Source organism: uncultured Microbacterium sp. (assembly GCF_964244775.1).
In the GTDB taxonomy this organism is placed as follows: Bacteria; Actinomycetota; Actinomycetes; order Actinomycetales; family Microbacteriaceae; genus Microbacterium.
In genome coordinates, this window is record NZ_CAXTJR010000001.1 from 110,133 (window position 1) to 131,371 (window position 21,239).

The 21,239-nt window shown below is 69.1% G+C and carries 20 protein-coding genes and 1 tRNA gene; 17 read left to right on the top strand and 4 right to left on the bottom strand.

Annotation, left to right across the window (positions count from 1 at the left end; genetic code table 11):
- Nucleotides 1-1,461: a sugar porter family MFS transporter gene (locus ACFE6Z_RS00505; protein ID WP_375383743.1), complete on the bottom strand. Its 1,461-nt coding sequence runs from the start codon at nt 1,459-1,461 to the stop codon at nt 1-3.
- Between the two features lie 70 nt (nt 1,462-1,531).
- On the opposite strand from ACFE6Z_RS00505, the gene rsmA reads away from it, so the two are divergent.
- Together rsmA and ACFE6Z_RS00515 are read left to right on the top strand one after the other, a co-directional pair.
- The gene (gene rsmA / locus ACFE6Z_RS00510; RefSeq protein WP_375383744.1) at nt 1,532-2,377 is read left to right on the top strand and encodes a 16S rRNA (adenine(1518)-N(6)/adenine(1519)-N(6))-dimethyltransferase RsmA; all 846 of its coding nucleotides are present in this window, start codon (nt 1,532-1,534) and stop codon (nt 2,375-2,377) included.
- 198 nt (nt 2,378-2,575) lie between these two features.
- The gene (locus ACFE6Z_RS00515; protein ID WP_375383745.1) at nt 2,576-3,505 is read left to right on the top strand and encodes a phosphodiesterase; all 930 of its coding nucleotides are present in this window, start codon (nt 2,576-2,578) and stop codon (nt 3,503-3,505) included.
- Here ACFE6Z_RS00515 and ACFE6Z_RS00520 read toward each other — a convergent pair.
- Together ACFE6Z_RS00520 and ACFE6Z_RS00525 are read right to left on the bottom strand one after the other, a co-directional pair.
- Nucleotides 3,450-5,057: a stealth conserved region 3 domain-containing protein gene (locus ACFE6Z_RS00520; RefSeq protein ID WP_375383746.1), complete on the bottom strand. Its 1,608-nt coding sequence runs from the start codon at nt 5,055-5,057 to the stop codon at nt 3,450-3,452. The genes ACFE6Z_RS00515 and ACFE6Z_RS00520 overlap by 56 nt on opposite strands.
- Nucleotides 5,058-5,278: 221 nt before the next feature.
- On the bottom strand, nt 5,279-6,223 hold the full coding sequence (locus tag ACFE6Z_RS00525) for an alpha/beta fold hydrolase (protein WP_375383747.1): 945 nt from the start codon (nt 6,221-6,223) through the stop codon (nt 5,279-5,281).
- Nucleotides 6,224-6,355: 132 nt separating this feature from the next.
- On the opposite strand from ACFE6Z_RS00525, the gene ACFE6Z_RS00530 reads away from it, so the two are divergent.
- The 8 genes from ACFE6Z_RS00530 to ACFE6Z_RS00565 all read left to right on the top strand — a co-directional run bounded on the left by ACFE6Z_RS00530 (nt 6,356) and on the right by ACFE6Z_RS00565 (nt 13,999).
- Nucleotides 6,356-7,423 carry an aldo/keto reductase gene (locus tag ACFE6Z_RS00530; RefSeq protein ID WP_375383748.1) on the top strand — a complete coding sequence of 356 codons (1,068 nt, stop codon included), beginning with the start codon at nt 6,356-6,358 and terminating at the stop codon, nt 7,421-7,423.
- Nucleotides 7,414-8,343, top strand: a complete 930-nt coding sequence (locus ACFE6Z_RS00535) for a 4-(cytidine 5'-diphospho)-2-C-methyl-D-erythritol kinase (protein WP_375384614.1) — start codon at nt 7,414-7,416, stop codon at nt 8,341-8,343. The genes ACFE6Z_RS00530 and ACFE6Z_RS00535 overlap by 10 nt, the downstream gene beginning before the upstream one ends.
- Nucleotides 8,344-8,487: 144 nt before the next feature.
- Nucleotides 8,488-8,790, top strand: coding sequence for a DUF427 domain-containing protein (locus ACFE6Z_RS00540; protein WP_375383749.1), 303 nt, complete (start codon nt 8,488-8,490; stop codon nt 8,788-8,790).
- Between the two features lie 84 nt (nt 8,791-8,874).
- Nucleotides 8,875-9,714, top strand: a complete 840-nt coding sequence (locus tag ACFE6Z_RS00545; RefSeq protein ID WP_375383750.1) for an ABC transporter ATP-binding protein — start codon at nt 8,875-8,877, stop codon at nt 9,712-9,714.
- Nucleotides 9,711-10,397 carry an ABC transporter permease gene (locus ACFE6Z_RS00550; protein ID WP_375383751.1) on the top strand — a complete coding sequence of 229 codons (687 nt, stop codon included), beginning with the start codon at nt 9,711-9,713 and terminating at the stop codon, nt 10,395-10,397. The genes ACFE6Z_RS00545 and ACFE6Z_RS00550 overlap by 4 nt, the downstream gene beginning before the upstream one ends.
- Nucleotides 10,394-11,143: an ABC transporter permease gene (locus ACFE6Z_RS00555; RefSeq protein ID WP_375383752.1), complete on the top strand. Its 750-nt coding sequence runs from the start codon at nt 10,394-10,396 to the stop codon at nt 11,141-11,143. Before ACFE6Z_RS00550 ends, ACFE6Z_RS00555 begins: the two co-directional genes overlap by 4 nt.
- Nucleotides 11,144-11,184: 41 nt before the next feature.
- A complete protein-coding gene (locus ACFE6Z_RS00560) occupies nt 11,185-12,099 on the top strand; it encodes a glycine betaine ABC transporter substrate-binding protein (protein ID WP_375383753.1) in 915 nt (304 codons plus the stop codon).
- 79 nt (nt 12,100-12,178) lie between these two features.
- Complete coding sequence (locus tag ACFE6Z_RS00565) at nt 12,179-13,999, top strand: ABC-F family ATP-binding cassette domain-containing protein (RefSeq protein ID WP_375383754.1); 1,821 nt, start codon at nt 12,179-12,181, stop codon at nt 13,997-13,999.
- Between the two features lie 63 nt (nt 14,000-14,062).
- On the opposite strand, the gene ACFE6Z_RS00570 is transcribed toward ACFE6Z_RS00565, so the two are convergent.
- The gene (locus tag ACFE6Z_RS00570) at nt 14,063-14,560 is read right to left on the bottom strand and encodes a MarR family winged helix-turn-helix transcriptional regulator (protein WP_375384615.1); all 498 of its coding nucleotides are present in this window, start codon (nt 14,558-14,560) and stop codon (nt 14,063-14,065) included.
- A 218-nt stretch (nt 14,561-14,778) separates the two neighbouring features.
- Here ACFE6Z_RS00570 and ACFE6Z_RS00575 point away from each other — a divergent pair.
- From ACFE6Z_RS00575 to ACFE6Z_RS00605, 7 genes are all read left to right on the top strand, one after another.
- Nucleotides 14,779-14,850, top strand: a tRNA-Gln gene (locus ACFE6Z_RS00575).
- A gap of 1 nt (nt 14,851) precedes the next feature.
- Nucleotides 14,852-16,345, top strand: a complete 1,494-nt coding sequence (glmU, locus tag ACFE6Z_RS00580; RefSeq protein ID WP_375383755.1) for a bifunctional UDP-N-acetylglucosamine diphosphorylase/glucosamine-1-phosphate N-acetyltransferase GlmU — start codon at nt 14,852-14,854, stop codon at nt 16,343-16,345.
- Complete coding sequence (locus ACFE6Z_RS00585) at nt 16,320-17,354, top strand: ribose-phosphate diphosphokinase (protein WP_375383756.1); 1,035 nt, start codon at nt 16,320-16,322, stop codon at nt 17,352-17,354. Before glmU ends, ACFE6Z_RS00585 begins: the two co-directional genes overlap by 26 nt.
- Before the next feature lie 123 nt (nt 17,355-17,477).
- Nucleotides 17,478-17,996 carry a hypothetical protein gene (locus tag ACFE6Z_RS00590; RefSeq protein WP_375383757.1) on the top strand — a complete coding sequence of 173 codons (519 nt, stop codon included), beginning with the start codon at nt 17,478-17,480 and terminating at the stop codon, nt 17,994-17,996.
- Complete coding sequence (locus tag ACFE6Z_RS00595; protein WP_375383758.1) at nt 17,996-18,874, top strand: FAD:protein FMN transferase; 879 nt, start codon at nt 17,996-17,998, stop codon at nt 18,872-18,874. The genes ACFE6Z_RS00590 and ACFE6Z_RS00595 overlap by 1 nt, the downstream gene beginning before the upstream one ends.
- Nucleotides 18,871-20,439 carry an FAD-dependent oxidoreductase gene (locus ACFE6Z_RS00600; protein WP_375383759.1) on the top strand — a complete coding sequence of 523 codons (1,569 nt, stop codon included), beginning with the start codon at nt 18,871-18,873 and terminating at the stop codon, nt 20,437-20,439. Before ACFE6Z_RS00595 ends, ACFE6Z_RS00600 begins: the two co-directional genes overlap by 4 nt.
- Entirely contained in the window at nt 20,439-21,089 is a 651-nt protein-coding gene (locus ACFE6Z_RS00605; RefSeq protein ID WP_375383760.1) for a hypothetical protein, read from the top strand. The genes ACFE6Z_RS00600 and ACFE6Z_RS00605 overlap by 1 nt, the downstream gene beginning before the upstream one ends.
- The last annotated feature ends 150 nt before the right edge of the window (nt 21,090-21,239 follow it).

Genomic DNA, 21,239 nt, shown 5'->3' on the forward strand with positions numbered 1-21,239 from the left:
CTACGCCGAGGCCTTGGCCGGCTTGTGGAAGAGCGTCTCGGTTTTTTCGAGCTCCATGCCCTTGGTCTCGGGGATCTTGAAGAAGACGTAGAAGAACGACAGAGCGGCGAAGGCGGCGTACATGCCGTAGGTGAGCGGGAGCGACCAGGCCGCCATGGCCGGGAAGCTCACCGTGATGAGGAAGTTCGCGATCCACTGCGCGCCGGCCGCGACGCCGAGCGCCTTGCCGCGGATGCGGCTGGGGAAGATCTCGCCGAGGAGCACCCACACCAGCGGCCCCCACGACGCTCCGAAGCCGATGACGAAGATGTTCGCGGCGACGAGGGCGATGGGGCCCCAGGGGGCGCCGAGCGAGACCGCGCCGTCCGCATCGGTCGTCGAGAACATGAACGCCACGGCCATCGTGCCCAGCGACAGCGCCATCATCACCGAACCGGTCAGCAGGATCGGCTTTCGACCCACGCGGTCGACCAGGAATATCGCGATCAGGGTCACCAGCACGTTGGTGATGGAGGTGACCACACTGATGGTCAGCGACGCGCTCTCGGGGAAGCCGACCGACTGCCACAGGGTCGTGGAGTAGTAGAAGATCACGTTGATGCCGACGAACTGCTGGAACACCGACAGGATGATGCCGACCCAGACGATGCTCTTGAGCCCCAGCACCGGGCCCCTGAGTGAGACCCCCTGCGTCTTCTTGTCCTCCTCGATGGCGTTCGTCAGCTCTTTCATCGTCTGATTCAGATCAGCCGGGGGCACGAGCCGTGCGAAGATCTCCTTCGCCTCGTCGTTGCGGCCCTTGCTGATCAGATACCGCGGCGATTCGGGAACGGTGAACGACAGGATGCCGTACACGGCGGCCGGGATGATGCCGACGATGAACATCCACCGCCACGCCTCGAGTCCGAACCACAGCACGCTGTCCGCACCGCCCGCGGCGCCTGCCAGAAGTGCGTCCGAGAGCAGTGCGGTGAAGATACCGATCGTGATGGCCAGCTGCTGGAGCGAGGCCAGACCGCCGCGGATCTGGCGCGGCGCGATCTCGGCGATGTAGGCCGGCGCGACCACCGAGGCGATGCCGATGCCGAGGCCCCCGATGACGCGCCACAGGGCGAGGTCCCACACCGAGAAGGCGAGGCCGGCGCCGAGCGAGCTGACGAAGAACATGATGGCGCCGATGAACATGACGCGAAGGCGCCCCCAGCGGTCTGAGAGATTGCCCGCCAGGATCGCGCCCACCGCGCAGCCGAGCAGGGCGATCGCGACCACGAAGCCGGTGATGACCGCGTTGAGCCCGAAGTCCTGCTGGATCGAGTCGACGGCGCCGTTGATGACGGACGAGTCGAAACCGAAGAGGAATCCGCCGACGGCTGCAGCGACGGAGAGCCCGATCGCTCGGCGACCGTAGGGGCCCCGGAGGGAGAACGATCCAGTGGGAATGGAGCCGCCGGCATCAGTCATGGCGCAACCTTATCGACGCGTCGACTGTGCGGACAGGGGACTTGAGTCGTGTGTCTATACAGTGTTAGGCATGCCCGTGACCTTGCTCGGTGCGTCCGAGATCCGCGCGCTCGCGGCCGAACTGGACGTCACGCCCACCAAGAAGCTGGGGCAGAACTTCGTCGTCGACGCCAACACCGTGCGCCGGATCGTCGCGGTCGCGCGCGTGAAGGTGGGCGAGCGGGTCGTGGAGGTGGGCCCAGGGCTGGGTTCGCTGACCCTCGCGATCCTGGAGACCGGAGCATCCGTCACCGCTGTCGAGATCGACCATCGCCTCGCCGCTCGACTGCTCGAGACCGCTGCCGCGCACGGCGTCGATTCCGGTGCCCTCGAGGTCGTGGACGCCGATGCCCTGCGGATCACCGCGCTCCCGGGCGAGCCCACGGTGCTGGTGGCGAACCTGCCGTACAACGTGTCGGTGCCGGTGCTGCTGCACTTCCTCGAGCACTTCGAGAGCCTGGCCCGCGGAGTCGTGATGGTCCAGGCCGAGGTCGGCGAGCGCCTCGCCGCCCCGCCCGGGTCGAAGATCTACGGGGCCCCGAGCGTCAAGGCGGCCTGGTACGGCCGGTGGCGCCTGGCCGGAACGGTCTCGCGCCAGGTGTTCTGGCCGGTGCCGAACGTCGACAGCGTGCTGGTCGCGTTCGAACGGGATGCTGCGGCCCGCGGCACCGACGAAGAACGCGTGCGCACGTTCCGGATCGTGGAAGCGGCCTTCCAGCAGCGGCGCAAGATGCTCAGGCAGGCGCTCTCGGGCGTCCTGGGCGGAACGGCGGCCGAAGCATCCGCCGTCCTGGAAGCCGCCGGGGTGGCTCCGACCGCGCGCGGCGAAGAGCTGTCGATCGAAGACTTCGTCCGCATCGGCGCCGCCGCCACCTGAGGAGTATCGGCTGAGGCTAGGACGATTCGGGATGCTGGCTCCTCGCGCCGACCGAAAGCCCGCGCGCGAATGAACGACTCGGCATATTCATCGCGCGTTCATACCCAGGCAACCGAAACACGCCGGTAACATGAGGCCTCGTCGGTCACACTGGCGAGACGCCCGGTGCGAGAACCGGCGTCAGGGGGGTGGCAGAAGATGCCTACGGCCGAGCACGCACCACCCGAGCGCGTCCTGCTGCACATCAGTGACACCCACCTCCGGGCGCACGGGTCGCGCCTGTTCGACCTCATCGACTCCGCCGAGCGGCTCGGCCGGGCCTTCGCGGCGATCGAGGCCTCCGGCATCCGCCCCCACGCGATCATCTTCACCGGCGACCTCGCCGACTACGGCGAGCACGATGCCTACGCGCAGCTCCGCGCACTGGTCGAGCCGTTCGCGGCACGGCTGGACGCCCGGGTGTACTGGGTGATGGGCAACCACGACGACCGCGGTGCTTTCCGCAGCGCCCTGCTCGACGGATCGGGTGCCGACACCCGCCCGGTCGACCGCGTCGACGAGATCGACGGCCTCCGCATCATCACTCTCGACACCAGCGTGCCGGGGCTGCACCACGGTGAGGTCCGACCGGAGCAGTTGCGCTGGCTCGCCGAGGTGCTCGCGACCCCCGCACCGCTGGGCACGATCCTCGCGATGCACCACCCGCCGGTGCCCAGTGTGCTCGCGTTGGCGGCGAGCGTAGAGCTGCGCGACCAGCAGAGCCTTGCCGCCGTGCTGCGGGGCACTGACGTGCGCACGATCATCGCCGGGCACCTGCACTATTCGACCTTCGCGACCTTCGCAGGCATCCCCGTGTCGGTGGCGTCGGCCACCTGCTACACGCAGGATCTCACCGTGCCCATCGGCGGCACTCGCCCGCAGGACGGCGCACAGGCGTTCAACCTCGTGCACGTCTACGACGAGACGATCGTGCACTCGGTCGTTCCCGTCGAGGTCACCACCACGCTCGAGTACATCGATCCCGATGAGGCGCGCCGGCGCTTGGCAGAGGCCGGCGTCGCCCCGCGCGAGGTCAGCCCATCACACCGGATCGACCCGCCGACGGCGCCCATTCCCGTCCTGGGCTGACCAGGCCCCCATCGGCGGCCGCCTCGCGGCGCTCCCACGGCGCGCGCACCGGGAAGAGCCGGCCGAGAAGGCTCTGCACCGTGCGCACGCGCACGTGCTCGGGCACCTCCGCCTCGCCGCCGTCGTTGAGGCAGAACATGTCGATGTCGCGACGTTGCGCGAGCCGCTCCATGCGGCCGAGGGAATCCGACAGCGTCGTCTGCAGGTAGCGCACGCGGGGTTCGCGCGTGGAGACCGCCCGCCCGGTGAACAGCGCGTAGTAGTGGTACAGGCTGTTGGTCACCGAGATATCGGTGGCCGAGCGGAACCGCGATGCTGACGTACGGGCGAAGTCGTCGGGGAAGGCCTCCTCGAGTTCGCTCAGGATGCTGCGGCGGAGCGCCACCGGGCAATGCTCGAGGTCGTGCGTGATGACGCGCCCGAAGCGCTCCTGCAGCAGTTCGCGATTCACCCGCAGGGCGTTGTCGTGGCCGCTCCGCCGAGGCTTGGGCGCACCCGGGCCGATGCGCACGCCGCTCTCGACGAATCGGGTCACTGCGCCGGCGGAGAAGAACAGCTCCGGCTCGACGGGACGACCGAAGAACATGTCGTCGTTCGAGTAGAGGAAGTGCTCGGCGAGGCCGTCGATGCGGTGCAGCTGCGATTCGACCGCGTGCGAGTTGTGGATCGGCAGGACCGACGTGTCGGGGAAGAACTCCTCGCTGCGCACGACCGTGACCTGGGGATGCTCGGCAAGCCACGCCGGTCGCTCCGAGTCGGTCGCGATGAAGATCCGGCGCACCCACGGCGCGTACATGTTGACGCTCCGCAGGGCGTACCGCAGTTCGTCGACGTGCCGGTAGCGGGCCGGCCCGTCGTCGCCCTCGCCGACGACGTACTCGGACTGGGCCGCGGCGCGCTGGCGCTGGAACTCGCTGGGCGAGCCGTCCACCCACGAGAAGACCATGTCGACGGGATGCGTGACATCGCCTGGCTGCGGGTCGAACATGCCGCCGATCGTGCGCCACGACCGCCCGTACGCCGGGATGTCGGTGAAGGTCAGGTCGTCGGTCGCCATGATCTTACGGGTGAGGGCGTTCGCGTGCGGCGCGTGCACGACATCCGCGCCGAAGCGCCAGAACTCGAGGTTGACCGCGGTAGCTGCGCCATACCGCATCGCGCCGTCTGAGGTGATGCGCGGACGAAAGACCCGCAGAGCGCTCGGACCCGGCGGCACCGACACGTCGTGCAGGGGCACGGCCGACGAGCCGCCGGCCTTCGCATAGAGGGGCTCGCGTGCGCTGGCAGCGGTGAGGGCGGCGAGAGTCGCAGCGCGAAGGTCGAGGTCGATCGCGAGCGCGGTCGTCCGGCCTGACCTGCGGATCAGCAGACCGGTGACGCCGGCTTCCTCGAGCGTCTGCGCGACGAAGAGCAGATCCGCATCGTGTGCGGCGGCGGGAGAGACGTCCTCGTGGACGAGATGCAGCATCCCGTTCGCGAGCACCACGTCTTCACGGGCGAGCAGTGCGTTCCAGGGCTGCGGGTCGCGAGGAAGAGCGGTGAGAGTCGTCATGTAGTCCGTTCGGTGCAGCGGCCGCGCGAGCGGCAGGGGAGCGGCCGCCGAAGCGGCGGGCAGGAGTGCCGCGCAAGCGGCTGGCCGCCAGCGTAGATCGCCGACGTTTCCGGCGGATTGCGCGCCGTTTCCGTTGCGCGCGAGGTGTCCGCCTGGTATACGCCGATCATCGCATGCCATCCGGCCCGTCAACGACCAGGTCTCGCCCGCGAATGTCTGGATCAGCGTACGGAGAGCGTCTGCAAGAACGTCGCGGTGTCGCGTGCGATCTCGGCTGAGCGCGTGTGGTGCAGGTAGTGATCGCCGCCGAGTGCGATGACCGTTCCCCGCTCGACGCTCGCTGCCTGACGTGCGTGCAGTTCGGCCCAGCCGGCGACGTCCGTATCGTCTTTCACCACGAAGAGCAGGACGGGAAGCGACGCCGGGAACGTCGCTCCACTGACCGAGGCGAAGTTGGCGGGAACCTGCTTCATCTCATCGAGCATCGTGGGGGCGGTCGAGTTCTTCGTGGTCAGCAGGCGCATCTGGTCCTTTGTCTGTTCGTCGTAGGGCAGTCCGGCGTATGCATCGCCCGAGACCGATGCCAACACGCGGAGGATGCCGAGTTCGCGGAGTTCGGCGAGCCCGTCGGTCGGAACCGGTTGGTCCGAGCCCGGCTGGTCGGGCACGCTGCTGTCGATCCCGACGAACGCGATGAGTTCGTTGGCGTAGGTTTTGCTGTATTCCAGGGCATAGATGCCCGAGATCGAGTGACCCATCAGCACGTAGCGGTCGACGCCCAGGTACTGCAGCACCTCGTGCACCTCCCGTGCGATGTTCGCCGGGGTGCGAGGCGTATCGGTCTGATCGCTGAGTCCCGTGCCGAACGGCTCTACCGCGATCACGCGGTAGGTGCCGTCGAGTTCCGCGATGAGGGGCTGGAAGTCGAGTGCCGGAGCCGCGGTTCCCAGGCCCGGCAGGAGCACGATCGTCTGCGCCCCGCCGCCGCTGTCGAGGACGTTCATCTGCTTGTCGTCCACGGGCACGAGTTCGCCGTAGGGTGCGATGGCGGCCAGATCGGACTTCGTCGCCACGACGTTCACGACGCAGATGGTGGCGAGCACCAGCACGGGGAGTGCCACGACGACGCCGATCGTCAGGAGGGTGATCTTCAGGGGTTTTCGCAAGGGATCATCTTCTCCGGAGGGCGGCTCGTCGGTCCGTGTCCATCTTTTCAGCAGAGCGCATACCGAGAGGACACTGACGTGCTCAGAAGTCACGCATCCGCATGACGGACATGGGGCGACTAGCCTGGGGAGGTGACCGACGAACCGCGCTTTTCCACCGGCATTCCCGAGACCCACCGCCCGTATGCGGCCTTACCCGAGCGCTACGACCTGACCGAGTACCGGCAGGTCGGAACGTCGGGGCTCTTCCTCCCCCCGATCTCGCTCGGGCTGTGGTGGAACTTCGGCGACAACATCCCGTTCGACCGTCAGCGCACGGTCCTGCGCCACGCATTCGACCACGGGATCACGCACTTCGACCTCGCCAACAACTACGGCCCGCCCTACGGGTCGGCCGAGACGAACTTCGGACGCATGATGCGCGAAGACTTCGCGCCCTACCGCGACGAGCTGATCCTCTCGTCGAAGGCCGGGTACGACTTCTGGCCCGGCCCGTACGGCAACTGGGGCTCGCGCAAGTACCTGATCGCGAGCGCCGAGGCGTCGCTGAAGCGGATGAGCGTCGACTACGTCGACATCTTCTACTCGCACCGCGTCGACCCGGTGACCCCGATCGAGGAGACCATCGGGGCCCTCGACACCCTCGTGCGCCAGGGCAAGGCGCTCTACGTCGGCATCTCGTCGTACAGCGCAGAGCGCACCGCCGCGGCCGCGGCCGCGGCGCACAGCCTCGGGACGCCGCTCGTCATCCACCAGCCCGCTTACTCGATCCTCAACCGATGGGTCGAGGACGGCCTGACCGGTGTGCTCGCACAGGAGGGCATGGGCGCGATCGCCTTCACGCCGCTCGCACAGGGTCTGCTGACCGACAAGTATCTCGGCGGCGGCCACGCCGACCGCTCCCAGCAGCGCGGCTCACTGCCGGCATCCCCGCTGTCCGACAAGGGGCTCGCGAAGCTGCGCGGGCTGGATGTGATCGCGAAGGAGCGCGGCCAGACGCTCGCGCAGATGGCGATCCAGTGGGTGCTGCGCGACCCGGTCGTCACGTCGGCGCTGATCGGAGCATCCCGCCCCGAGCAGCTCGACGAGAACATTGCCGCGCTCGCAGGCCCCGCCTTCGACACCGCGGAGATCGAGCAGATCGACGCGCTGTCGGACGGAGTCGACGTCGACCTCTGGGCGGAGTCGGCATCCCAGTGACGTCGCAGCCCGAGCAGCGCGTGCGCGTCCGCGCGCCCGGGAAGCTCAACGTCTTCTTCGAGGTCGGCGACGTGCAGGACGACGGGTATCACGACGTCGCATCCGCCTACCAGGCGGTGTCGCTGTACGAAGATCTCTGGGCCGAGCCCGCGCGCGACTTCTCGGTGTCGGTCACGGGGTCGGTCGACCTCGACGCCGTGCCGGAAGACGATCGCAACCTGGCCCTGCGCGCAGCCCGCCTGGTCGCCGCGCAGATCGGCCACACCGGGGGAGTGCACCTCGAGATCGTCAAGCACGTGCCCGTCGCGGGCGGGATGGGCGGAGGGTCGGCGGATGCTGCGGCCGCCCTGGTCGCGTGCGACGCGCTGTGGGGGGCCGAGCTCGGCACCGTCCAGCTGCAGCGGCTAGCTTCGCGGCTTGGCGCCGACGTGCCGTTCGCGCTCATGGGCGGCACCGCGATCGGCACGGGCCGCGGCGATCAGCTCAGCCCCGCCCTGGCCAAGGGCCGGTTCGACTGGGTGATCGTGACGGCCAACGGAGGGCTGTCGACCCCCGACGTCTACGGGCGGCTGGATGCTCTCCGGCAGGATCACGCCTTCGACATCGCCCCCGCTCGCACCCCCGAGGTGGAAGCCGGCGTACTGCACGCCCTGCGCGCCGGCGACGCGACGGCGCTCGCGCACCGCGTGCGCAACGACCTCCAAGCCGCCGCCCTCTCGCTGCGGCCCGACCTGCGCGCGACCCTCGAGCTCGGAGAGTCGGCCGGGGCGCTCGCCGGGATCGTGTCGGGTTCGGGCCCCACGACGGCGTTTCTCACGGCCGGCCCGGAAGAGGCGCTCGAGCTGCAGGTCACTCTGACCGCGTCCGGACGGACCGCGCTGCACGTGCACGGACCGGTGCGCGGCGCGCACGTCATCTGAGCCGCTCATTACACCCGGTTACGGCGAACGGACAATAGTGCCTCGCTCCGAGGCTGGTGTCCGCGGCCTCATGTAGCGTGGAAACAGCCCGTCGGCACCCGTGCGCATCCGTGCGGTCCACGACGCCGCGATCGGGAGGACGACATGAAGGCAGTACTGGAAGGCTCGGTCATCGCCGAAGCCGATAAAGACGATCTGGTCCAGATCGAGGGCAACTGGTACTTCCCGCCGTCGAGCGTGACGGCCGGGGTGCTGGTCGACAGCGCCACGCCGTACACGTGCCCCTGGAAGGGTGCCGCGCAGTACTACACGGTCGAGGCGGGCGGAGCTTCGCTGCCCGATCGCGCCTGGTCGTACCCGACGCCGTACCCGACCGCGATCGAGAAGGTCGGCAAGGACTTCTCGGGCTACGTCGCTTTCTGGAAAGAGGTCCAGGTCGTCGACTGACCGACGACTTGGCCCGCACGTCCGCACTCCGCCCGCTGAGTCGCGTTTTGCACCCGACGATTCAGCACCGACGAAGGAGACGCCGTGATCGAGTTCACCCATGTGACCAAGGAGTTCCCCGACGGCACGCGTGCCGTCGACGACTTCAGCCTCGTCATCCCGTCGCGCAAGACGACGGTGTTCGTGGGCTCGTCGGGCTGCGGCAAGACGACGCTGCTCCGCATGATCAATCGCATGGTCGAGGCTTCCGCCGGCACGATCGCGATCGATGGCGACAGCATCCTGGATGAGGAAGCGGTGAAGCTGCGCCGCCGCATCGGCTACGTGATGCAGAACTCCGGTCTGCTGCCGCATTTCACGGTCGCCGACAACATCGCGACGGTGCCGGTGCTTCAGGGCGAGGGCCGTAAACGTGCGAGGGCGCGGGCGTTCGAGCTCATGCGCACCGTGGGGCTGGATGAGGCGATGGCCGATCGCTACCCCAGTCAGTTGTCCGGCGGACAGCAGCAACGCGTAGGTGTGGCCCGCGGGCTGGCCGCCGATCCCAACATCCTGCTCATGGACGAGCCGTTCGGTGCCGTCGACCCGATCGTGCGCACCGAGCTCCAACAGGAGCTCATCCGCCTGCAGGACGACATCGGCAAGACGATCGTGTTCGTCACGCACGACATCGACGAGGCTTTCCTCCTGGGCGACCAGGTCGTCATCCTGGAGAAAGGCGCGAAGATCGCGCAGGTCGGCAGCCCGAGCGAGATCCTCGAGAACCCCGCCAGTGACTTCGTGGCGAGCTTCATCGGCGTCGACAAGGGAAAGCGCGCGCTGCATCTGAAGAAGACCGCGCAGGGCACCGTGGTCGTCGACGGCGACGGCCGCACGCAGGGTGCGCTCGTGGACGACCCGATCCCGGAGAGCGCGGCACCGTGAACTGGGTCGTCGAGAATATCGGTCTCATCGGGGATCTGACGCTCATCCACCTGCGGCAGAGTGTCATCGCCCTCGTGATCGGCTTCATCCTTTCCGTTCCGCTCGGATGGGTCGCGTGGCGCTACCAATTGGTGCGCAGCAGTGTCATCACGATCACGGGCCTGCTGTACACGATCCCCTCGATCGCGCTCCTCATCCTGCTGCCCTCGCTGATCGGCTACAGCTTCGTCAGCGAGACGAACCTCATCGTCGCGCTCACGATCTACGCCGTCGCGATCCTCGTGCGCTCCGTGGCAGACGGGCTCGATTCGGTCGATCCCGACGTTCGCCAGGCCTCGACCGCGATCGGGTTCGGATCTTTCCGGCGCTTCTGGGCGGTGGATTTCCCGCTCGCCGGTCCCGTGATCCTCGCGGGCCTGCGCGTCACCGCGGCGAGCACGATCTCGCTCGCGACCGTCGGCATCCTGGTCGGCGTCATCAATCTCGGCTATCTCTTCACCAACGGCTTGCAGCGCCGCATCATCCCCGAGGTGCTCGCAGGTGTGGTCGCCGTCGTGCTGCTGGCCCTCGTCGTCGACCTGATTCTCGTCGTCGCCGGCCGACTGCTGCTGCCCTGGACGCGGCGGGTGCCGACCCCCAAGACCCGACGCAGCGCGGCGATCCCGGCGGGAGCCGGCGCATGAATCTCTTCGCCGAAGCGATCGCGTGGATCTTCTCGGGCAACACCGGCCTCATGGATCCGATCGGCGTCGCGATCGCGCAGCAGCTCATCTATACCGCCGTCTCGGTGCTGGTCGCCGCGGCCATCGCGATCCCGATCGGCTGGTACATCGGCCACACCGGCAAGGGCCGCGAATTCGCGATCGGAGTGTCGGGGGCTGCGCGCGCCATTCCCTCCTTCGGGCTCCTCATCCTCCTCACCCTCCTGCTCGGGGTTCTGCACAAGCCCGAGGCCGCCGTCATCACGTTCGTGATCCTGGCGATCCCCTCACTGCTGGCCGGCGCGTACACCGGCTTCGAGGCGATCGACCCCCGCGTCGTCGACGCGGGCCGGTCGATGGGCATGACGGAATGGCAGATCCTGTGGCGCATCGAGGTGCCGCTCGGTCTCGCGCTCCTCGTGGGAGGCATCCGCGCCGCCACCCTCCAGGTGGTCGCGACGGTCACGATCGCCGCCTACATCGGGCTCGGCGGGCTCGGGCAGTACATCATCTCCGGGCTTCAACTCCGCCGAATCGAGGTCGTGATCGGGGGTGCGATCCTGGTCGCGGCGCTCGCCCTCATCCTCGACGGGATCTTCGCGCTGCTGCAGCACGCGGCCGTGCCCCGCGGCATCCGGGCAGCCGGAGCCGCCGGTGCAGTCACCTCACGCAAGTCCCCGCGCCGGCGGGCCGAGGCCGCCGTCATCGGCGCCGACGTCACCCCCTGAACCTTCCTTCCCACAGCACACCACCAAGAAAGAGGAAACCCATGTTCACAGCACGCACCCGAAAGGGTCTCGCCGGTCTCGCGGGAGTGGCGATCGCCGCGCTCGCACTCGCCGGCTGCTCATCGAGCAACCCGCTCGACAGCGGCTCCAGCGCCAGCGCGACCGCCGGCGGCACCGTCGTCGTCGGCTCGCAGGCCTACTACTCGAACGAGATCATCGCCGAGATCTACGCGCAGGCGCTCGAGGGCGCCGGTGTCACGGTCGAGCGTCAGTTCAACATCGGTCAGCGCGACGCGTACATCCCGCTCCTGAAAGACGGCTCGGTCGGCCTGTTCCCCGAGTACTCCGGCAACCTGCTGCAGTACTTCGAGGCAGACACCACCGCGCGCACCGCCGAGGAGGTGTACGCGGCTCTGCCGGACGCCCTGCCCGACGGCCTCGAGGTGCTGGATCAGTCCACCGCGACCGACCAGGACTCGTACACCGTCACGAAGGCCTTCGCCGACAAGTACAAGCTGAAGACGATCGCCGATCTTGCCAAGGTCGACGTGCCCCTCACCCTCGGCGGCAACGCCGAGCTCGCCGAGCGCCCGTACGGGCCTACCGGTCTGCAGTCCACCTACGGCGTGACCGTCGGGTTCTCGGCCACCGGCGACACCACCGTCGAAGACCTCGTCGCAGGCACCGTCAACATCGCAAACGTGTACACCGCAGACCCGCGGATCCAGACCCAGGACCTCGTCGTGCTCGAAGATCCCAAGGGTCTCTTCCTCGCGTCCAACGTCGTCCCGGTCGTGAATTCGGCGGTCGCCGCTCAGGTGGCCGACGTGATCAACGCGGTCAGCGCCAAGCTGACCCCGGAAGGGCTCGTCGCGCTGAACGTCGCGAGCACGGTCGACCAGAAGTCCTCGGCCGACATCGCCAAGCAGTGGCTGGCGGACAACGGGCTCAACTGATCCGACCCGACCCACCCGAGAGGCCGCTCCGCATCCGCGGGGCGGCCTCTCGGCACAGGTCGCCTAGCCTGGTAGCAACATGGCGCATCTTCTCGGGGCCGAGGCCCTGCAACTCGAATTCCCCACCCGCATCATCTTCGACTCGGTGTCTCTGGGCATCGACGAGGGTGACCGCATCGGGGTGGTGGGACGCAACGGCGACGGCAAGTCGAGCCTCCTGGCGATGCTCGCCGGCCGGCTAGAGCCCGATTCGGGGCGTGTCACCGTGCGCCGCGGCGTGCGCGTGGGCGTGCTCGACCAGGGCGACACCCTCGATGAGGCCGACACCGTCGCGTCGGCCGTGGTCGGCGATCTGCCCGAGCACGTGTGGGCGAGCGACCCGCGCGTCCGAGATGTCACCGCGGGGCTGCTCAGTGAGATCGGATGGGATGCTCCGATCGCCGGCCTCTCGGGTGGCCAGCGCCGCCGGGTCGCGCTCGCGCGGCTCCTGGTCGGCGACGACGATGTCCTCATGCTCGACGAGCCCACCAACCATCTCGACGTCGAGGCGATCGCGTGGCTCGCGGAGCATCTCAAGCGGCGGTGGGCTCCGGCATCCGGAGCACTCCTCGTCGTGACCCATGACCGGTGGTTCCTGGATGAGGTCAGCACGAAGACGTGGGAGGTGCACGACCGCGTCGTCGAGCCGTTCGACGGCGGATATGCGGCGTACATCCTCCAGCGGGTCGAGCGCGACCGGATGGCCGCCTCGTCCGAGGCGAAGCGCCAGAACCTCGCGCGCAAGGAGCTCGCGTGGCTCCGCCGCGGCGCCCCCGCCCGCACCGCGAAGCCGCAGTTCCGCATCGACGCCGCCAATGCGCTGATCGCCGACGTACCCGAGATCCGCGACCCCGTCGCGCTGCGCTCGCTCGCGGTCGCCCGCCTCGGCAAGGACGTCGTCGACCTGCTCGACGCATCGGTCACCTATCCCGCGACAGACGCAGGGCCTGATCGCGTCGTGCTCACCGACATCGAGTGGCGCATTGCGCCGGGCGAGCGCACCGGCATCCTCGGGGTCAACGGCGCCGGAAAGTCGACCCTCCTCGGGCTCGTCGCCGGGACGGTGCAGCCGACCGGCGGCCGGGTCAAGCGCGGCACGACGGTGAAGGTCGCCACGCTCACGCAGCGCCTCGACGAACTCGAGCAGCATCTGAACAGCCCGGTGCGCGTCGTGCTGGAGCGCCTCCGCACGACGTATTCGTTCGGCACCGGGTCAAAAGCGCAGGAGCTCACGCCCGGGCAGCTCCTCGAGCGCATGGGCTTCACGAGCGCTCAGCTGTCGACGCCGGTCAAAGACCTCTCGGGCGGACAGAAACGCCGGCTGCAGCTGCTGCTGGTCCTTCTCGATCAGCCCAACGTGCTGATCCTCGACGAGCCGACCAACGATCTCGACACCGACATGCTCGCCGCGATCGAAGACCTGCTCGACTCGTGGCCGGGCACGCTGCTGGTCGTCTCGCACGACCGCTACTTCATCGAGCGGGTCACCGATCAGCAGTACGCGATCCTCGACGGTCGCCTGCGCCACCTCCCCGGCGGCGTCGACGAGTATCTGCGCCTGCGGCACCTGCAGCAGCAGAATGCGGATGCTGCGGCCTCCGCGTCAGGCGGCGCCAAGGCGCCGGTCGCCACGCGGAGTCTTGCGGGCGCAGACCTGCGCGCCGCACAGAAGGAGGTGTCGGCGATCGAGCGCCGCCTGTCGAAGCTCGATGCCCTGATCAACTTTGCTCATATCGCGATCGCCGAGCACGACCAGGCCGACTACGACGGCATCGCGGCGCAGTCGGCGACGCTGCACGAGCTGCAGGGTGAGGTCGCGCAGCTCGAGGAGCGCTGGCTCGAACTCTCCGAGCTCGTATGACTCCGATCGGTCCCTGAGCTCGTCGAAGGGTCGACGCTTCGACGAGTTCAGCGACCGGTGGCGCTACAGGTCGAACCCGATGCTGAGCTTGCGCAGCAGCCCGGCCAGCCGATCGCGGTCTGACCGCGAGAGCTCGCCGAGCAGCACGGCCTCGGCATCGACGAGGCGCGTGATCGCCGCATCCACCCGTGTCCTGCCGTCGGTCGTGAGCGTGACCAGGATGCTGCGCCCGTCGTCGGGGTCTGCTTCGCGCCGCACGAGCCCGCGCTCGTAGAGCCGGTCGATCCGGTTGGTCATGGTGCCGCTGGAGACGAGGGTCTGCTGCAGCAGCTGCTTCGGGCTGAGCTGGAACGGCTCGCCCGCGCGGCGGAGCGCCGACAGCACGTCCCACTCCCACGACTCCAGGTCGCTACGGCGGAACGCGTCCTTGCGCGCTCGGTCGAGGTGGCGCGAGAGCCGGTCGACGCGGGAGAGCACCTCGAGGGGCGAGAAGTCCAGGTCGGGGCGCTGAGTAATCCAGGCGCCGACGATGCGGTCCACTTCGTCGGTGTCGTGCGGCATCCGTCCATTATCGACCGCCGGCAGCATCCCGCCCTTCGTCATTGCCATGCCCGCTGACCCGAGACATCACTTCGAGGCCGAGACACCACGCGCGGCGTGATGTCTCGGCCTCGAAATGATGTCTCGGCGGCGGCGCGCCGCCGCGTCGACGGGCGGGGGCGTCGCCGCCGGCGCTCCCGGAGAGGTCTGGCAGACTTGTGGACGCGCCGATGGCGCGATCCGCCGTGGTGTAACGGCAGCACGACAGCCTTTGGAGCTGTTAAGTCCAGGTTCGAATCCTGGCGGCGGAGCATGCCAGACAACACCGAACACGACGTGAGAACCCCCACCGATGCGGGCCTGGCGGTGATCGTCCTGGCCGCGGGCGAGGGCACGCGCATGAGATCCCGGACGCCCAAGGTGCTGCACCGGATCGGGGGCCGGTCGCTGCTCGGTCACGTGCTCGAGACCTCCCGCATTCTCGCGCCGGCGCGCGTCGTCGTGGTCGTCCGGCACGAGCGCGACCTCGTCGCCGGCGCCGTGAGCGACGTCGCGCCCGAGGCGCAGGTGGTCGACCAGGACGAGGTGCCTGGCACCGGTCGTGCCGTGGAGGTCGCTCTCGCGGCCCTGCCCGACTTCGACGGCGATGTGCTGGTCCTGAGCGGTGACGTACCGCTCCTGGATGCCGACACGCTCGCCGGCCTCGTCCGCGCGCACCGGGAGAGCGCCGCCGCGGTCACGCTGCTCAGCGCGCACCTGGACGACGCGACCGGGTACGGCCGCGTGATCCGCGACGCCGCGGGGGAGGTGCACCGGATCGTCGAGCAGAAGGATGCGACCGATGCCGAGGCGGCCGGCACCGAGATCAACGCGGGCGTGTACGTGTTCCGCTCCGCAACGCTCCGCACCCACCTGGCGCTGGTGGGCACCGCGAACGCCCAGGGCGAGAAGTACCTCACCGACGTCGTCGGGCTGCTCCGCGACTCGCGACTGGGGGTCACCGCAACCGCTGCGGGGGATGCCGCATCCGCCCTCGGTGTGAACGACCGGGTGCAGCTGGCCGAGGCGGCGCGGCTGCTGAACGCGCGCACCGTGCGCCGGTGGCAGCGGGAGGGCGCGACGATCCTCGACCCGGCGACCACGTGGATCGATGTGACCGCCTCGCTCGCGCCCGATGTGACGGTGCTCCCCAACACGCACATCCTGCGTTCCACGAGCGTCGCCGAGGGCGCCATGATCGGCCCCGACACGAGCCTGGTCGACTGCGAGGTCGGCGAGGACGCGATCGTCACGCGCACGGACGCGACGCTCGCCGTGATCGGCGCATCCGCCACGGTGGGCCCGTTCGCCTACCTGCGACCCGGGACGTACCTCGGGGCAAAGGGCAAGATCGGCACGTTCGTGGAGACTAAGAACTCCACGATCGGCGACGGCAGCAAGGTCCCGCACCTGTCGTACATCGGCGACACGACGATCGGTGTCGGGGTCAACCTCGGAGCCGGCGCCATCACCGCGAACTACGACGACCTCGCCAAGCACCGCACCGAGATCGGCGACCACGTGCACTCGGGCTCGCACAACGTCTTCGTGGCGCCCGTTAGGATCGGAGAAGGCGCGAAGACCGGGGCCGGTGCAGTGATCCGCAAGGATGTGCCTGCCGGCGCCCTGGCCCTGAGCGTGGCCCCTCAGCGCAACGTCGAGGGGTGGGTACAGGCGAACAGACCGGGCACCGATGCGGCAGCAGCCGCGACGAAGTCTCAGTCGGCACAGAAGGCAGACGATGGCGCGCAAGAGGAAGACGGTTGAACTCGACCGCGAGCACGACGTCGCCCCGGGGCTCGTAGCCAAGACCAAGAAGCGACTCGTGGTCGCATCGGGCCGATCACATCCCACGCTCTCGGCCGATGTCGCCGCATCGCTCGGCACCCAGCTCGTGCCGACCGAGTACCGCACGTTCGCGTCGGGCGAGATCCTGACCCGGTTCGAGGTCTCGATCCGCGGCTGCGACTTCTTCCTGATCCAGAGCTTCGGGCCGCCCGTGAACGAGTGGCTCATGGAGACCCTGATCATGCTCGACGCCGCCAAGCGCGCGTCGGCCAAGCGCATCACGGTCGTCGCGCCGTACTACCCGTACTCCCGCCAAGACAAGAAGAGCCGCGGCCGTGAGCCCATCAGCGCCCGACTCGTCGCCGATCTGCTCAAGACCGCCGGCGCCGACCGCGTCATGAGCGTCGACCTGCACGCCGCGCAGATCCAGGGCTTCTTCGACGGGCCCGTCGACCACCTGTTCGCCAAGCCGGTGCTGCTGGAGTACTTCCGGCGCACCCTGTCGCCCGCCGATCGTGACAGGCTCACCGTCGTCTCGCCGGATACCGGGCGCGTGCGGGTGGCCGACCAGTGGTCCGACAGCCTGGGTGCGCCGTTGGCGATCATCCACAAGCGTCGCGACCCGAACGTGGCCAATCAGGTCACCGTGAACGAGATCGTCGGCCACGTCGACGGCCGCGTGTGCCTCCTCGTCGACGACATGATCGACACCGGCGGCACGATCGTGAAGGCTGCCGAGGCGCTCAAGAAGAACGGCGCCGAGCGCGTGATCGTCGCCGCGACGCACGCCATCCTCAGCGACCCGGCGGTAGCCCGGCTCCAGTCGCCGGCGATCGACGAGGTCGTGGTCACCGACACCGTCCCCATCCCCGAAGAGAAGCGGTTCGGCTCGCTCACGATCCTGCCGATCGCGCCTCTCCTTGCCCGCGCGATCCATGAGGTCTTCGAGGACGGCTCCGTCACGAGCATGTTCGACGGCGCCGCCTAGCCCCTTCTCCCCTCCTGCGGTCATAGCGACCTCATAGCCTGAACCGGTCGCCCTCCGAATCCGTGTCGTTAGCGTGGGCATACGTCCCACACGACATCCGGGCACCGCACAAGGAGGACCATCATGCTCCGCACCACCGCAGTACCCCGCCCCGTCCGCACCGGGGCAGCAATCGCAGGAGTCGCAGGAATGCTGGCGCTGGCCGGCTGCGCGGCGACCCCCACCACCACCGGAGGAGCCGCGACCAGCGCGGCGGCACCCCCAACGACCTCCGCGGAGTCGTCGGCCGCGGCGTCCGGCGCCGCGTCCGATGCCGCCACCGAGGCCCCCGCCGCGAGCTCCTCGACGTACAAGGACGGCAGCTACACGGCGGAGGGGTCGTACGTGACGCCCGAGTCCGTCGAGTCGATCACCGTGACCGTCACCCTCGCCGACGACGTCATCACGGCCGTGGAGATCGTGGGCGAACCTCAGAAGGCGGATTCGAAGCAGTACCAGTCGCAGTTCATCGGCGGGGTCTCGGAGGCCGTCGTCGGCAAGGACATCGACGAGATCTCGGTCAGCCGCGTGGCGGGCTCGTCGCTGACCAGCGGCGGATTCAACCAGGCGATCGAGCAGATCAAGGCCGAAGCGGCGGCGTGATGGCCATGGCTTCTGCGCCGCCTCGCGCGAGCTGGCGGTTCGAGGCGATCGGCACCGGGTGGGAGATCGAGACCTCGACCCTCCTGGGGAGCGACGCGCGCAACGCGATAGGGGCGTCGATCGCCGCATTCGATGCAGCCTGGTCGCGCTTCCGGCCCGATTCGCTCGTGTCGCAGCTCGCTCGGGATGCCGGCACAGTGCCCGCTCCCGTCGACGCGGTCGACATGCTCGAGGCCTACGGGGCGCTCGCGGATGCGACCGCCGGTGCGGTCAATCCGCTGATCGGCGCGGCCCTCGAGAGCCGCGGCTACGACGCGGCGTACTCGTTCATCGACCGCGGCCCGCTCGCCACCCCGGCCGACTGGCGTGACCGCCTCACCTGGACGGACGGCGTGCTCACGCTCGATCAGCCCGCGACGATAGACGTCGGTGCGCTCGGCAAGGGCAGGCTGGTCGACCGCGTCGCCGAGATCGTCCGCTCGTTCGTCGACGACGACATCGTGGTAGACGCCAGCGGCGACCTGGCGGTGCGCGGAGCGGGCGTGCGCGTCGGGCTCGAGCATCCCTACGATCCGAAGCGTGCGATCGGGGTGTGGGAAGTGACGGATGCCGCGCTCTGCGCCTCGGCGGTCAACCGGCGCGCCTGGGGCGATGGCCTGCACCACGTGCTCGACGCCCGCACCGGCGCGCCCGTGCACACCGTCGCCGCGACCTGGGCGGTGGCGGGGACCGCGATGCGCGCCGACGCGATCGCGACCGCTCTGTTCTTCGACGGCGGCGAGGCGCTCGCCGCAGAGTGGGGCGTCGAGTGGGTGCGCATGACGACGGACGGGCGCGTGGAGTGGTCGCGCGGGAGTAAGGCAGAGTTGTTCGTGTGATCGGATCCCTCACCTCGCTCTGGAACCGCGTCTTCGCGGTGCTCGGACGCGTCTCGATGTACCGCCTGGTCTACCTCGCGCTCGCGGCGCTGGCGATCGTGGCCTTCGTGCTCTCGTTCTTCGCGCTGGTCTCGCCCGAACCGCGCGAGCTGGTCGTCACGCTCGTCGTGCTCTCGGTGGTGTGCGTGGGGGTGGATGCTGGTGCCCAGCGCGTGCTCAAGCTGCCCTGGCGCCTCGAGTCGTCGCTGATCACCGCCTTGATCCTGCTGTTCGTGCTGCGTCCGTCGCTCGAGCCGCTCGCGCTGCTCGGGATCGCGCTGGCCGCGGCTGTCGCCTCGCTGTCGAAGTACGTGCTCGCGTGGCAGGGGCGGCACATCTTCAATCCCGCCGCCGTGGGTGCCGCGGTGCTCGCCGTCGTCGCGATCTGGGTGCCCGCGCTCGGCACCCCGGGGTGGTGGGTGGGAACGCCCGCGATGGCCGCCCCCGTGATCGTGGCGGGGCTGGCCGTACTGTGGCGCACCGGGAAGGTGCGCGTGATCCTCGTCTTCCTCGTCGTCGCGGTCGCCGTGGCGCTGGTGCGCGCCTCCGCCCAATATCAGGCGGCCGGCGTGGACATCGACGGTCTCACACTGTTCTGGCAGGTGCTCTGGTCGTCGCCGTTCCTGTTCCTCGGAGCGTTCATGCTGTCCGAGCCGCTCACACTCCCGCCGCGGCGCTGGCAGCAGTTCACAGTCGCGGTGGTGGTCGGAGCCCTCGCAGGCTGGCCGATCGATCTGGGCGTCATCAGCCTCGGACAGGAGCGGGCCCTCCTCATCGGCAACGCCATCGCGTTCGCGTTCGCCCTGCGCACCGCGGTCGAGCTGGTCCTGGTCCGGCGCGCGATGCGCACCGACACGGTGCAGGAGCTGACGTTCCGCGCGCGTCGGCCGCTGCGCTTCGTGGCGGGTCAGTATCTCGAGCTCGAGGTGCCCCACCCGCATCCCGACGCCCGCGGCACTCGCCGCGAATTCAGCATCGCGTCCGCCCCGGAAGACCTGCCGATGCTCCGGATCGCGTTTCGTGAGAGCGCCCCCGCCTCCAAAACGCAGAGCAGCTACAAGAGGGCGCTCGCCGAGGTGCCCGACGGCGGCCAGCTGGCCGTGACCGGCATCTGGGGCGACTTCGTGCTGCCCAAGCGGTCGGCGCATGCGCTCCTCATGGTCGCCGCCGGCATCGGGATCACGCCGTTCGTATCGCAGCTGAACCACATCAGGCTCGCCCAAGAGGACCGCGACATCGTGCTCGTCTACGTCGCGACCTCGGCCGCCGAACTGGCATTCCGCGAGGAGCTGGAGGCCTCCGGCATCCCAGTCGTCGTATTCACCCGCGATCGCCCGGCAGACCTGCCCCGGCATTGGGTCTGGGCACAGGGCGTGCGCCTGAATGCCGACGGACTGCTCAAGGTCGTCCCCGACATCTCGGCGCGGCACGCATACATCTCCGGGCCGCCCGGACTCATCGCGGATCTGGCGCCCGCCCTCGAGCGGGCACGCTCGATGACCACCGACGCGTTCAGCGGGTACTGATGGCCGACCGGCGCCTTCGCCTGCGGCGCGAGGCCTCGGCGTTCGGGGTCGGCTCGCTGCTGTTCATGCTCGGCGCGGTGCCGTTGTACGCGACCGCGGTAGGGCCGGTCATCGATTCGCTCACCTTCTTCATCGGCTCGATCTTCTTCACCCTCGGCGGTGCCATCCAGCTCGCCCTGAGCGGTCGCCGCGTGCCACGACGCGACACGAACACCCCCGATCGCCTCGACTGGTGGTCTGCGGCCGTGCAGTCGCTCGGGACGCTCTTCTTCAACGTCAGCACCGCCGCGGTCCTCGTGACCGCACTGAACGCCGACCCGGATGCCCCGAGCGGCTGGCGACCCGATGCGTTCGGCTCGATCGCGTTCCTGGTCTCGGGGGTGTTCGCGGTGGTCGCGACGACCGAGCGCGACCGCCTGTGGGATCCGCACGCGCGCACCTGGCGGTGCAGCTGGATCGGGCTCGCCGGCTGCATCCTGTTCGCGGTCTCCGCCGTCGGCGCCTACGTGATGCCCCTCACCGGCGACCCGGTGAGCCTGTTCTGGGCCAACTTCGGTACATTCACCGGCGCGGCCTGCTTCCTGACCGCGGCGATCCTGAGCCGGCGCGAGGTCGCCGACGCAGAATCCGCCGCGGAAGTCAGTGCGTGAAGAACGGCACCAGACCCTCGGTGCGGAGTGCCCCTGCGTCAGCCGGTGCAGGCGCGCGGTTCGCGGTGCGGATCATCCGCGAGGGATGACGAGAAACCGGATCGCCGTCGAGACACCGCGCGTCGCGTGTTGTCTCGACGCGGATGTGGT

Excerpts from the sequence above, each read along its gene's own strand:
- ACFE6Z_RS00585 (WP_375383756.1), top strand. The coding sequence starts at position 16,320 with ATGGCGCGCAAGAGGAAGACGGTTGAACTCGACCGCGAGCACGACGTC.
- ACFE6Z_RS00605 (WP_375383760.1), top strand. The coding sequence starts at position 20,439 with ATGGCCGACCGGCGCCTTCGCCTGCGGCGCGAGGCCTCGGCGTTCGGG.
- glmU (WP_375383755.1), top strand. The coding sequence starts at position 14,852 with ATGCCAGACAACACCGAACACGACGTGAGAACCCCCACCGATGCGGGC.
- ACFE6Z_RS00515 (WP_375383745.1), top strand. The coding sequence starts at position 2,576 with ATGCCTACGGCCGAGCACGCACCACCCGAGCGCGTCCTGCTGCACATC.
- ACFE6Z_RS00540 (WP_375383749.1), top strand. The coding sequence starts at position 8,488 with ATGAAGGCAGTACTGGAAGGCTCGGTCATCGCCGAAGCCGATAAAGAC.
- ACFE6Z_RS00595 (WP_375383758.1), top strand. The coding sequence starts at position 17,996 with ATGGCCATGGCTTCTGCGCCGCCTCGCGCGAGCTGGCGGTTCGAGGCG.
- ACFE6Z_RS00570 (WP_375384615.1), bottom strand. The coding sequence starts at position 14,560 with ATGCCGCACGACACCGACGAAGTGGACCGCATCGTCGGCGCCTGGATT.
- ACFE6Z_RS00560 (WP_375383753.1), top strand. The coding sequence starts at position 11,185 with ATGTTCACAGCACGCACCCGAAAGGGTCTCGCCGGTCTCGCGGGAGTG.
- ACFE6Z_RS00565 (WP_375383754.1), top strand. The coding sequence starts at position 12,179 with ATGGCGCATCTTCTCGGGGCCGAGGCCCTGCAACTCGAATTCCCCACC.
- ACFE6Z_RS00555 (WP_375383752.1), top strand. The coding sequence starts at position 10,394 with ATGAATCTCTTCGCCGAAGCGATCGCGTGGATCTTCTCGGGCAACACC.
- ACFE6Z_RS00505 (WP_375383743.1), bottom strand. The coding sequence starts at position 1,461 with ATGACTGATGCCGGCGGCTCCATTCCCACTGGATCGTTCTCCCTCCGG.
- ACFE6Z_RS00590 (WP_375383757.1), top strand. The coding sequence starts at position 17,478 with ATGCTCCGCACCACCGCAGTACCCCGCCCCGTCCGCACCGGGGCAGCA.
- ACFE6Z_RS00520 (WP_375383746.1), bottom strand. The coding sequence starts at position 5,057 with ATGACGACTCTCACCGCTCTTCCTCGCGACCCGCAGCCCTGGAACGCA.
- rsmA (WP_375383744.1), top strand. The coding sequence starts at position 1,532 with ATGCCCGTGACCTTGCTCGGTGCGTCCGAGATCCGCGCGCTCGCGGCC.